The organism is Mesorhizobium sp. P3_A9, from assembly GCF_056402975.1.
Genome location: NZ_JBFUGJ010000047.1, coordinates 1 through 12,883, shown reverse-complemented (window position 1 = coordinate 12,883; position 12,883 = coordinate 1). Strand labels below are relative to the sequence as shown.

Genomic DNA, 12,883 nt, shown 5'->3' with positions numbered 1-12,883 from the left:
TCCTTTCAGAAGCGGAACGTGAAAAGGCCGCGCGCCGCATAAGTCTCGGCGGCTTCCTCGATGAAACGGGCGATGCGTTCGGCCTGGTAGGTCTCGCGCATCGTGGCGGCGGCCTCGAGCAATTCTTCCTTGGACTTGGCGCGGCCCGGGCGCAGCAGTTCGTAGACCTGCATGATGAAATCCTGAGGCACCTCTACCAGCTCCGCCCCGCGCTCGAAGTTGAGGGCCAGCGTCGGCCGCCCGACATCGCGCGCCACGTCGGCCTGGGCCTGCAGCGCCTGCGGTGTGATGCGAAGGTCTTCCATCGTCACCTCGCCGGCAAGCACCGCATCCAGCGTGATCTCCGGAAGCGCCTTGCCGTGCTTGCCGGTCACGGCGCCGGGCTGGGTTTCGGCGAGCGGATAGTCGGCGCGCGTATGGGTCACGATTTCGCTCCCGTCAGGGTGATGTCGACCTCTTCGGGCGCCGCACCGGCCTCGGTCAGCCCGGTTTCGATGGCGTAGATGAGGGCGACGCGGGCGTGGTAGCGCGAACCCATGGCCTCGCCCCGCTGCGGCACCACGATAGGCTCCGGCATTTCACCCAGCGCATAGGCGGCCGCATTGGCGCCCAGCGCACGATAGTGCTCGAGCCTGGTGATCGGCGCATTGGAAAACAGTTCCAGATTGTTGTGCGGCTGGCGGTCGCGCTGATGGATAACGGCCGTGCCCTTGGCCTGGATGCCGATGCCGATACCGCTGCCGGCAAGCCGGGCGGCGGACAGACCGAGAAAGGAGGTGTCGGCGGTGTGGCGGAAGCGAACGACGCGCGCCTTGAGCCCGCGTGCACGGATTGCATCAAGCATGGCGCCAAGCACCTCGGACAGCCGATGTCCGGCCGTCGTCCGGTAAAGCTTTAGCCCAAAGGCCGGGCTGATGCCGATGACGACGTCGTCCTTTGCCGACCCGCTGGCTGCCGGCCCAAGGTTGCGATAGCGGATGTGCCTTGCTTCGTCCTTCTCGTGCAGGGCTTCGGAACGCAGCACTTCCTTCTGATCCAGCACGTCGCGGATGTCGTTGAGCTGCAGGCGCCGTTCTTCGGACACGCGATAGCCGGAACCGGGACCGAGATAGTCGTTCGGATCGTTCACCGCGCTGACGATCCGCCCGTTGCGGATCATCGCCGAGGTCTGGAGATAGTCGCCGGAAAGGCGCAGCTTCACCACGTTCAGCAGGTTCTCAGCCTCTTCGCGGAAGCCGCGGTTGGCCAGCGCCTTGACCACGTCGATCACGGTGATGCCGCGCTCCTTGATGGCCTCACTGATGAAGGACACGTCGCGCGGCATCAGGCTGCGCGTATCGTCGGAGCCGGAAGCGTAGACCACACTGGTCTTCATGTCCTCGGTCGGCGTTGACAGGCCGAGCTCCTCGAACACGGCGGCGATCGCCTCCACCGCCCGCTCGCGCAGCTCGATCGCGCGTGACTCTGGCAGCGGCGTCAGCCCGCCATCGGCCTCGAAATCGCGCTGCAGCACCAGATAGTCTTCCAGCTCCTCGCCGTTGATCAGCGAAGGGTTGAACGAATTGTCGTATTTCAGGATCGATCCCATCCCGGAACAGATCAGGTCCGAGCCGGCGATCAGGTAGGGAAGGATCTTGGCGCCGACACGAATTTCAGATTCGGTGGAGCGCGCGTCATTGCCCGATGCGCATTCGAGATCGAGCCAGACGGCGATGAGGTTCTCGGCCATCAACTCGCGGACACCGCCGGGAATAGTGGCGGTCAACGGCGCTCCGTCGATGCCGCCATTCTGCGTGCCCTGCACGCCCATGCCGCGCTGCAGGCAGAGGCAGCGCGCCTCAAGGTAAAGCAGCGATTTTGCTTCATGGAAGCCCATCAGCAATTCGGAGCCAGCGCCCGACGTGCAGCGCATCTTGACGCCGCGCGAGGCATAGGCGGCGGCGAGAAATGCCTTGGACCACGGCGTGTCGTCGCCATCGGTGAACGATTTCTCGGTGCCGTAGACAGAAACGGTTTCGGCGTAGGAGGTAAAGCCGGCCATGGCGATGCGCAGCTCTTCCGCTTCCTCGCTGGAGCACTGGAACAGCGTTCCCCAGCGGCCGACGGCGCCGCCCACCGCACACGCCACGGCGTTGGACCAGGCGTTGCGCGACACGCGCATCGTTGTCTCGATCTCGTCGAAGCCGAAGGCGACGGCAGTTGCGGCATCCGCGGCGAGCTGCAGCGGGTCGTCCTTGGCRTTGGTTACATGCGCCTGGTTGCCCGGCGTCTTGCGTGCCCGCATCTTCGAATAGGCGAAGGCGATCTCCAACGCGTTGAGCTGCGACACCACCTCGGCGAGTTTCGCGGGCGTCATGCCATGGGCGAGCCGCACCAGCGCTTCGCGCGGCACGTTCATGTCGACCAGCCAGCGCGCGACGGTCGCCGAGTCCAGCGCCATCGCTTCGGGCGCTATGTCCGGATCGATGTGATGGCGGGCGATGAAGCGGTCGATCATGTCGTAGTCGTGTTCGAGCACCCCATCGAGGGACACGACGCGCCCGCCGCTGATGCCGATGCCAGGTTTGGGGTCGGCCGGGCTGGAGAAGGCGGAGAAGCCGTTGGCGGCGTCTTCCACCGCGAACTTGTCCAGCCGCAACGGCCGCTCGTCCCAGTCGGCGAAGCGCTTCCAGCGGTTCAGTTTCGGCGTCATGCGTGCGATCCTCGACCCGGCAGAAAGACTAGTGAATGCCCGCTCGCCACACAATGGTCTGGATCGAGCGTCGCCGAAGGGTCTGCACCCGGCCACAAGGAAATGCGGTCGAGAAACACCACGGCGATTTCATCGTCCGCCAAGCGCACGATCACCAGCGTCTCGAGCCGGTCGGCTCGACGACCGCCACCGTTGCCGGCATCCTGTTTTGCTCGTCCATGACCAGGCGCGACGGCATGGGAAAGCGAGCCAGCCGCCAAACAACCACATAAGTTTATTCGTTTTTGACCAATACGCGCCGGTGGATTCCTGTAATCTCCAGAAAAACACCGGGCTAACCGGGCCAACCAGAAAGGTCGGGGAATGAAATACGTCGTCGATACGATCGGCGGTCCCGCAGGTGGTGATGCCTGGCAAGCCGCTGTTACCGAAGCCTATTTTCCGCTCGACACCGAGTATCGCAACCGTCGCGAATTTTCAGGCACGCTGGAAACCTTCTCTCTCGGGCTCGTCAGTGTGTCTAAAATGCGCTGCGATGCCGTAAGCTATCGCCGCCATCGCCGCCATTTCCTCAACGAGCGTGACGCCAGCCTGCTCATCACCATCCCGGAGATGAGCGAGGTGAATTTCTCGCAAGGGTCGAGAACCGTCAATTGCAGCCCGGGGGGCTTTCTCGTCGAGAGGGGAGATGCACCTTACGAATTCTGGCACGGCAAGCCAAACGCGCTGTGGGTCCTGAAGGTGCCGTCATCGAGCGTTCGGGCACGGATCGGATCCGCCGAACGGCTCAGTGCGCTCAGTTTCGACGCGACCCAAGGCATCGCCGCGCTCTTCCTCGACACGGTGCGAACCACGATCGGCCATCTCGATGAGATCACGGAAGTCGCTCGTGAGATGATGGGCAGGCACATCCTGGAAATGCTGTGCCTGTCGATCGTGAGCGACGATCGCGTGCTGGACAGCAGCATCTCGTCGATCCGGGCCGGCCATCTGCATCGCGCCGAGCAGTATATTCGCGACAATTTGAAGACTTCCGGCCTCGGCCCGCAGGCGGTGGCTGATGCCTGCGGCATCTCGCTCCGTTACCTGCAGGTTCTTTTTCAGGACAGCAACCAGTCGATCAACGGCTTCATCCGCGACGCCCGGCTTGAACTGTGCGCCGAGGAACTGATGTCGGTGACCAACATCAGCAGCGTTGCCGAGATCGCTTACCGCTGGGGCTTCGCCGACCAGTCCCAGTTCTGCAAGCACTACCGGACGCGGTTCGGCTGCGCACCGACGGATACACGTCGCGAAGCAGCGAGCCGGGCGGGCCGCGCGTCGACCTCGAGAGAGCGGCACTAGACCCGACGAAATCCGGGCCAATTCCACCATTCATTGCGACGTCACCCCGGCAAGGGGGCGGCGAAGGCGGGGCTTTGCCCGCAAGACCTTGCGAAGGAACTGTCATGAGCCGAATTAGAGTTGCCGTCGATGTCGGAGGGACCTTCACCGACATCTGCATCATGGACGAAGACAGCGGCGCGATCCGTATCGAAAAGACCGCGTCCACGCCTGACGATCCCATGCAGGCCATTATGAATGGCGTGGAGCAGGGCCGCATCGATCTTTCGCAGGTGACCATGTTCTCTCATGGCACGACGGTCGCCACCAATGCGCTGATCACCCGCCGCCTGCCACGCACCGCTATGGTCTGCACCGAGGGTTTCCGTGACGTTGTCGAGATCCGCCGCGCCAACAAGGAAGATCTCTGGGACACCTACAAGGATGTCGCCAAGCCCTATATCCCGCGCCGCGACCGGCTGACCGTCCGGGAACGGGTCAGTGCCGAGGGCACGATCCTGGAAGCGCTGGACGAAGAGGCTGCGCGCCGCGTCGCGGACATTCTCAAGAAACGCCAGGTCAAGTCCATCGCCGTCTGCTTCATGAACTCCTATGTCAACGGCGCCAATGAGCGCCGCATGCGTGAGATCCTGAAGGAGGCAATGCCGGATCTGCCGGTCTCGATCTCCTCGGAGGTGATGCCGGAAATCTTCGAGCACGAACGGTTTTCCACCACCATGGCCAACGCCGTCTGTGCCCCGGTCGTCGTCGACTACGTGTCGCGTCTAGGAGAAAAGCTTGCCGCGGCCGGATACAAGCGAGATCTCCTGCTGCTGCACAGCGGTGGCGGGGTCATGACACCCGCGAGCGTCAAGGATTTCTCGGCCCGGCTCGCGGGATCGGGCATCGCCGCCGGCGCGATAGCAAGCCGCTTCATCGGAAATCTCTGTGGCTTCCCGAATTCGATCGGCTTCGACATGGGCGGCACCAGCACCGACGTCTCGCTCGCATGGAACGGGGAGTCGCGCATCACAAAAGACTGGTACATCRAATTCGGATATCCGATCCGCTTCCCCTCCATCGAAGTGCTGACCATCGGCGCCGGCGGCGGGTCGTTGGCATGGCAGGACGAGGGCGGCAGCCTGCGCAACGGACCGCAGTCCGCTGGCGCCTTTCCAGGCCCGGCCTGCTACAAGAATGGCAACCGCATTGCCACCAACACCGATGCCAATGTCGTGCTCGGCCGTCTCGGTACCAGTCTAGCGGGCGGCAAGATCACACTCGACCCAGCCCTGGCCGCCCAGGCGGTGCAGGAGACGGTGGCGGCACCCTTCGGCATGGAGCTCCACCAGGCGGCCGAGGCGATCATCGCCGTCGCCAACGCCAATATGGGCAATGCCGTCCGGCTTCTCTCTATCAGCCGAGGCTATGACCCGCGCGACTTCGCACTCGTCGCATTCGGTGGTGCAGGCGCTTTGCACGGAGCGGCCGTGGCCAAGGAGCTTTCGATTCCAACCGTGATCGTGCCGCCCAATCCCGGCGTCACCTCCGCGCTCGGTTGCCTTCTCGTCGACGTGCAACACGATTTCTCCGAAAGCTTCATGGCCGATGCTTCGACTGTCTCGCCAGACGAGATGCAGTCGGCGTTTGTCTCGATGGAAAAACAGGCCGTCGAGCGCTTGACCCATGAGGGCGTAGCGCAGGAAGACATGGCGCTGCAGCGTACGGTCGAGATGATGTATCAGGGCCAGTGGCGCTCGCTTGCGGTGTCAGCGCCGGCGCGCATCGAGAGCATCTGCTCGCTGATCGAGGCATTCCACAACGAACACGAACGCGAGTTCAACTACCGCCGCGAAGAGGCGCCGGTGTCGATCTTCCGCATCGCGGTCAAGGCGATCGGCATCGTCCCGAAAGCCGAGATACCGCGGCACGAAGTCTTGCCTCATGTGCCCAAGCCGCTCGGCCGCCGCGGCGTCTGGTTCGACGGCGTCTCTCATGACGCGGCTGTCTATGAACGCGACCAACTCAGCGCCGGCGCTGCCTTCACAGGACCTGCCATCGTCGAACAGTTCGATTCCACCACCGTGGTTCCGCCGGGAATGAGCGCCACCGTCGACGGCTTCCTGAACATTCTCATCGTGACGAAAGGCTGAGACATGACAAAGCTGATTGAAACGAGCCCTGGCCTCGACCCCGTAACGTTCGAGGTGCTGAAGAACTCCTTCATCACCACCGTCGACCAGATGGCCGAACAGATGCTTCGCACCTGCTATTCCTTCGTCATCTACAACCGAGACTTTTCGAACGCCCTCCACGACGCCGATGGCAACTCCGTTGCCCAGGGCAACTATGACATCGCGGTCCATGTCGGCACACTGCACAACACGTGCAAGGAGGTGATCCGGGTCTTCGAAGGCGATATGGCGCCCGGCGACGTCTACGCAATCAACGATCCTTATGCCGGCGGTACGCATTTCAGCGACGTGCGGCTCGTCCGGCCGATCTTCGACGAAGACAAGCTGATCGGCTTCTCCCAGTCGAACGGCCACTGGTCGGATCTCGGCGGCTCCGTGCCGGGTTCCTTCGACGTCACTGCCCGCGACATGTTCCGCGAAGGCCTGCGGATCACGCCGCTGCGTCTTTTCCAGCGCGGCCGCTTCTGCTCCGACGTCGCCAACATGATCGCCGCCAACACGCGCGATCCGGCTTCGATCATTGGCGACATCCATTCCCAGGCGCAGGCGACGCACGCGGCCGAGCGCGAACTGCTGCGGCTGGTCAAGAAGTACGGGCGCGGCCAGGTGGTGCGCGGCATGGAGGAGGTTCAGGACTACGTCGAACGCGCCGTGCGAAAGCGCCTCGCGGAGCTGCCCGACGGCACCTGGGAGACGGTCGACTATATCGACCGCGATCTCGGAGCCGGCGAGGGCATGATCCCGATCCGCATCAAGATGACGATCAAGGGCGACACGATCCACTACGATTTTACGGGAAGCCATTCGACCATCGCCTCGATGTACAATTCCGCGCCGGGCGCGACTTTCTCGGCCGTGGTCGCCGGCATGAAGACCTTCTTCCCGGACCTCCCGCTCAACAGCGGGTTTTACCGGATGATCGAGGTGACCGCGCCGAAGAACAGCGTCGTCAGCGCGGAATGGCCGGTGGCGGTGACCGGGTTCCTGATGCCGTTCGAAAAGATCATGAACGCGATCTTCGAGATGTGGTCGAAGATCATGCCAGAACGCGCCATCGCCTGCGCCTTCAACCTCGAATATCTGCTGGCCGGGGGACGGGACGCGCGCAAACCCGAAAAGCCGATCTTCATGTTCTACGAATGGCTGCCTGGCGGCTGGGGCGGGCGCAACGGCAAGGATGGCGCCGATGTCACCACCGCCTGCTTCGGAACGGGGCTGATGTCGCAGCCGAACGAAGGCAACGAGCGGGTCAATCCCACGCGGACGATCGAGTTTCAGATCAAGCAGGATTCAGCCGGTCCCGGCAAATGGCGGGGCGGCGTCGGCGTGCAGAAGACCTCGTTGTTGCTCGAGGCCGAAAATGCCGTCATGTCCTATATTTGCGACCGCGAGCGCGCTGTCGTCTGGGGTGTCGAAGGGGGACTGCCGTCGATGCCCCACGGCTTGACCATGAAACGCGCCGGAGAGGGGACCGAGATCTGGCTCGGCTCCGTGTTCTCCGATTACCCCGTCCACACAGGCGACCAGTTCGCTCGTCCGACGGCCGGCGGCGGCGGTTTCGGCGATCCACTCGAGCGAGAGCCCCGCAAGGTGATGGAGGACGTCATCGACGACTACGTTTCCCTGGAGCGAGCCAAGACCGACTACGGCGTGGTGATCCACGAAATCGACCGCGACCTGTGCCAGTACGAAATCGACGAGACGGCGACCGAAGCCTGCCGTGCCGACATCCGGTCGAAACGGAAGGGCTGGGCACGCATGGATCCCGAGGAGGTCGCGCGCAAATTCCGCTCCGGTGAGATCGATACGCTCGATGCGGTTCGGCACTATGCCGTGATCCTCGACTGGGAGACCGGCGAACTGCTTCCCAAAACCACCGCCCAGTTCCGTGAGAGCTTTGAGAAACGGACCGTCGCCCGCTGGGTCTGAGCGCTAACGAGCGCGCCGCAAACCTTGCGGGCGCTTGCATGGAGCTATCTGTTTTTTCGATACGATATTCAAAGAATTACTATTTCACAGGAGCTTGAAGCTGGAGCAACAATGTTGGAGCGCCGCGAAAGTTGGCTGCTTCCGAGGGGTATGACAGATGGCACCAGGCGTGGAACGATCGTTCACCGCGGCCAGCACACTTGAAGAGGCATTGGCTGCACGCCGGCAAGGTGCTGCGGTGCTTGCCGGCGGCACCTGGATGATGCGTGATCCCCGGCGCGGGGTCGACCTCCCCGAGGCGGTGGTCGCACTCCACCGAATACCGGCCTTGTCCAAGGTCGAAATCGAACCGGACCATGTCGTCATCGGTGCCGCTGTTACCCACGCAGCACTTGGCCGCGCGTTGCATGGGGCAGCGGGCTTCGAAGGTCTGCTTGCGGCGGCGCAGGGTGCGGCCAATCCCGGCATCCGAAGGGTTGCCACCGTGGGCGGCAACCTCTGTGCCCTCGACTTTGCCGCCGCCGATCTCGCCCCCGCGCTTCTCGCCTGTGAGGCGACGGTGGAGCTGGAGACGTTCGAAGGTCCAAAACTTCTCGGTATTTCGGATTTCCTCAAAGACAGGCACACGTTGCTGACCGAAGCGATCGTGACGAGAATTCATCTGCGCCGCGACCTGATCGCAAGTGCGCATATCCGCCTGCCGCTTCGGAAAGCCGGCGACTACCCGGTCGCCATCGTCTCGCTCGCGGTGGACAGAAACAAGCGGTGTCGCATTGCCGTCGGTTCGGTGGAGCCTGTAGCGCGGCGCTGGACGGCGCTCGAACAGGCCATGGGGGCGGACCCTGCCTCCGAGCTCGATCCGCAACGCGCCGCCGAGCTTGCACTGGAGCACAATGATTTTCAGGGCCGCGACGGCAGGGAAGCCGAGGGTTGGTACCGGCGCCAGGTTCTTCCGCCGCTGGTCAAGCGCGGCGTTGCCGCACTTCTCAGGACCGAGGGCCTGGCATGATTGTGACATTCCAGTTGAATGGCGAGGACTGCCGCTTTCATGGCGATCCGATGACGCCGCTCGTCGACATCCTGCGGCGGGACCAATTCCTGACCGGGACCAAGGCCGTGTGCCGCGAAGGCTTCTGCGGCGCCTGCACGGTGCATGTCGACGACGAAGCGGTGCCGTCCTGTTTGAAGCCGGTTGGCCTGGTCCAGGGATGCGCGGTGACGACCATCGAGGGATTGAGTTCCGGAAACCAGGCGCTGCACCCGCTCCAGGCCAATTTCGAGGCCGCCGATGCCGTGCAATGCGGCATGTGTTTTCCTGGAATGGTCATGAGCCTTTCGGCGTTCGTGCGCGACAATCCGCATGCGAGCCGGCCTGAAATCAAGGCCGCGATGGTCGGCAACATCTGCCGCTGCACCGGATATGAGCGGATCGTCGACGCCGTGGCCGACTGCCTCGACCAGGCGCGCAAGACCGGCCAGTTGGTGGGAGGCATCAATGTCTGAGCTGTCCGCCACGGTGATGAATCTTCCCCGCCGCGATGCGCAGGACAAGCTGCGCGGGCGCACGAAATACACCAACGACCGAGTTCGCCCCGACATGTTACATGCCGTGCTGCTGCGGTCGACCGTTCCTGCGGGGCGTATCCTCAAGCTCGACGTTTCGGCGGCACTTCGCTATCCTGGCGTGCGCGCGGTGGCGACCGGCGCCGATGCGCCAGGCCTCTACGGCATCGGCATCGCCGACCATCCGCTCCTGGCCATCGACACGATCCGCTATCACGGCGAGCCAATCGCCGTCATCGCTGCCGAGACGGATAAGCAGGCGCGGGCGGCACTTGCCGCCATCATGCTCGAGGTCGAGCCGCTGGCACCGGTGCTCACCATGGCCGATGCGCTCCGGCCCGCCGCCCGCCTCGTTCACGAGGGCTGGCGCGGCTATGAGGTGCTCACGGAAGGTGGTGCACGTGCCGGCAACATCGCATGGGAGGCAAAATCCAGTCGCGGCGACGTCGATGCTGCCTTCGCCCGACCCGATATACGCATTGTCGAGAGCAGCTTCACCGTCGGCCGGCAGAGCCACGTGCCCTTCGAACCGCGCGTTGCCATCGGCTCCTGGGAGGATGGCCGTGCTCATATCCAGACCTCGACGCAGGTGCCCTGGACCGTGCGCAACGTCACCGGAAGGGTCATRCAGCTTGCGCCCGGGCGTGTGCGGGTCACCGTGCCGCCTGTCGGTGGCGGGTTCGGCCTGAAATTCGATGCGTCCATCGAGCCGATCACGGCACTTCTGGCGCGGATGACCGGGCGCACGGTGGTCCTGGAAAACACCCGGCAGGAAGAGATGGCAACCTGCCTCTGCCGCGAGAATGCGGAAATCCGCATTCGCTCCGCTGTCACCGCCGAAGGATACATCGCCGGACGCGAGGCGGTCGTGCTGATGGACTGCGGTGCGTATGGCGGCGAACAGGTCTTCCTGACGACGATGACGGCGCATACGCTGGGCGGCAATTACAAGGTTGGCGCCACGCGGCTCGTCAGCCGCGCCGTATACACCAACACGCCACCCAATGGTGCTTTCCGCGCTTGCAACGGCGTCTACAACACATTCGCGTTGGAGCGACATACCGACGAAATCTGCGATGCGCTGGGTTTCGACCCGATGGAGTTTCGGAAGAAAAATGTCCTGGGAGATGGCGATCTCGGCGCCACTGGCCAGGTTTTCGAGGCCGACGTGCTGGGTCCGATGCTCGATCGCATGGAGACGTTGCGCGCCAGTACCGGCACATCGGAGGCCAAGGCCGACGGCAGGCTCTATGGAATTGCGACCACGGTCGGCACATGGTTCGTTTTCGTCGGGCCTTCGGCGGCGACGGTGAATTTGAACGCCGACGGCAGTGCAACACTGGTCACGTCGGGTGTGGAGATTGGTTCCGGCACGATGGTGCAATCCCTGCCGCAGATCGTGGCCGGGCAGCTCGGCCTTGCTCCCGACCAGGTGATCGTGCGCGAAGCCGATACGGATGCCGCCGGTCTCGATGTCGGCGTTGGCGGCGGACGGACCACAGTGTCCATTGGCGCGGCAAGTGTGGCCGCCTGCGCGGAGGTGCGCGAGAAGTTGTTGCGGACCGCCGGCGAGATGCTCCAGACCCGACCGGAAGATTTGGTACTGCGGGAGGGGCGTGTCGAGATCGCGGAACGTCCCGGTTCCGGCATGTCGATCCCCGCTGTCGTCGCCCATGCGCAGGCAACCACCGGCCCGATCACCGGAAGCGGAGCCTTTACGGCCAGGAACACGCCGGCCATGGCGGGCTGCGCCATGGGGCATTTCATCGATGCGCTCGACATCCCCGTCTTCGTCGTGCACGAGGCCGAGGTGGCGGTTGACCCGGACACCGGCCATGTCGAGGTTCTGGCCTATCGCGTGGTGCAGGATGTCGGCCGTGCGCTAAACCCGCGCGCGGTCATGGGCCAGATACAGGGCGGGGTCGTGCAGGGTCTCGGCTACGCCTTGCATGAGGAGGTGACGATCACCGCCGACGGACGCATCGCGCAGGACGATTTCGAGACCTATCGCCTGCCGCTGGCGCAGGACGTGATCCCGGTCGCCGCCGACCTCTATGAGGGTGCACCGTCGATGGGGCCGCTCGGCACCAAGGGCGCGGGCGAGGTGCCCATCCTGGCCGTGGGCGCGGCGATCGGCTGCGCGGTGGCACGCGCCATCGGCAAGCCGGTGCGGCAACTGCCGCTGATGCCGCCGCGCGTGCTTCGACTGCTGCACGAGCACGAACCACCGCCGGAATTCCCGCACATCGCCCCCGGCTGGGCAGCAAACACTCTGAGCTGAGGCACCAAACCATGGTCACCCTGAACTGCGACATGGGGGAAAGCTACGGCAACTGGCGCTTCGGCGACGATGCCGGCATCATGCCGCATATCGATTGCGCCAACATCGCCTGCGGCTTCCACGCCTCCGATCCATGGACGATGCTGAAGACCGTGCGGCTCGCGCTCTCGCATGGCAAACAGGTCGGCGCGCATCCTTCCCTTCCCGATCGCGAGGGGTTCGGCCGGCGCGAAATGAAACTTCAGCCGGAGGAACTGACAGCCGCCTTCCTCTACCAAATAGGCTCTCTGACAGGGATACTGGCCGCCGAGGGCGGACGGCTCAGCCACGTCAAGCCGCACGGCATCATCTACGGCATGGCCGCGCACGACATGGACACCGCCCGGGCAATTGCCGCGGCGGTCAAGCCGTTCGGCGTCCCGCTTTTCGGCATGGCGGGAACCTTCCACGAGGCGGCGGCAGCGGAACTCGGCGTCGCCTTCGTGGGCGAGTTCTTTCCCGATCTTGCCTACGCTCCCGGCGGCAGCCTGATCATCCCGCGCGTCCAGTCGGCCATCGACCTGACGCTTGCCGAGCACCGCATGGTGGGAGCGCTTACCCGACGCGAACTCGTCACGGTAGCCGGCACGGTCCGTCCAGTCGAGTTCGACACCGTCTGCATCCACTCCGATCCGCCGAATGCGCGCGACGTCGCCGCGTTGATGCGGCGGATCATCGACACGCATTCCAAAAGCCTCCCATGATTCATTTTTCCGAATCGTAAAGGCTCTATGCATGGGATCGAGGACGATCTCGAGCCTACAACCCGAACCATTTCCACGAGCCGCTGAGGACTTCCATGGACGCGCTTTCCAACTCTCTCGCCGCCGCCGACATCGCCACCACCATGCACCCCTACAC

Annotated in this window: 9 protein-coding genes; 7 read left to right on the top strand and 2 right to left on the bottom strand. The window is 63.9% G+C overall.

Going from position 1 to position 12,883, the window contains the following annotated elements:
* Positions 1-5: 5 nt before the first annotated feature.
* On the bottom strand, positions 6-425 hold the full coding sequence (locus AC1DX0_RS10215) for a diol dehydratase small subunit (protein WP_064992266.1): 420 nt from the start codon (positions 423-425) through the stop codon (positions 6-8).
* A complete protein-coding gene (locus AC1DX0_RS10210) occupies positions 422-2,692 on the bottom strand; it encodes a propanediol/glycerol family dehydratase large subunit (protein WP_477224172.1) in 2,271 nt (756 codons plus the stop codon). Before AC1DX0_RS10210 ends, AC1DX0_RS10215 begins: the two co-directional genes overlap by 4 nt.
* A 363-nt stretch (positions 2,693-3,055) precedes the next feature.
* On the opposite strand from AC1DX0_RS10210, the gene AC1DX0_RS10205 reads away from it, so the two are divergent.
* From AC1DX0_RS10205 to AC1DX0_RS10175, 7 genes are all read left to right on the top strand, one after another.
* A complete protein-coding gene (locus tag AC1DX0_RS10205; protein ID WP_477224171.1) occupies positions 3,056-4,036 on the top strand; it encodes an AraC-like ligand-binding domain-containing protein in 981 nt (326 codons plus the stop codon).
* A gap of 104 nt (positions 4,037-4,140) precedes the next feature.
* Positions 4,141-6,168 (top strand): hydantoinase/oxoprolinase family protein, encoded by a 2,028-nt coding sequence (locus tag AC1DX0_RS10200; protein ID WP_477355221.1) that lies wholly within the window; start codon positions 4,141-4,143, stop codon positions 6,166-6,168.
* A gap of 3 nt (positions 6,169-6,171) precedes the next feature.
* Positions 6,172-8,139 (top strand): hydantoinase B/oxoprolinase family protein, encoded by a 1,968-nt coding sequence (locus AC1DX0_RS10195; protein ID WP_477224169.1) that lies wholly within the window; start codon positions 6,172-6,174, stop codon positions 8,137-8,139.
* Between the two features lie 157 nt (positions 8,140-8,296).
* Complete coding sequence (locus AC1DX0_RS10190) at positions 8,297-9,148, top strand: FAD binding domain-containing protein (RefSeq protein WP_477224168.1); 852 nt, start codon at positions 8,297-8,299, stop codon at positions 9,146-9,148.
* Positions 9,145-9,642: a (2Fe-2S)-binding protein gene (locus AC1DX0_RS10185; RefSeq protein ID WP_477224167.1), complete on the top strand. Its 498-nt coding sequence runs from the start codon at positions 9,145-9,147 to the stop codon at positions 9,640-9,642. Before AC1DX0_RS10190 ends, AC1DX0_RS10185 begins: the two co-directional genes overlap by 4 nt.
* Positions 9,635-11,983: a xanthine dehydrogenase family protein molybdopterin-binding subunit gene (locus AC1DX0_RS10180; protein ID WP_477355218.1), complete on the top strand. Its 2,349-nt coding sequence runs from the start codon at positions 9,635-9,637 to the stop codon at positions 11,981-11,983. Before AC1DX0_RS10185 ends, AC1DX0_RS10180 begins: the two co-directional genes overlap by 8 nt.
* An 11-nt stretch (positions 11,984-11,994) precedes the next feature.
* On the top strand, positions 11,995-12,726 hold the full coding sequence (locus AC1DX0_RS10175) for a LamB/YcsF family protein (protein ID WP_477224165.1): 732 nt from the start codon (positions 11,995-11,997) through the stop codon (positions 12,724-12,726).
* Positions 12,727-12,883 lie beyond the last annotated feature (157 nt).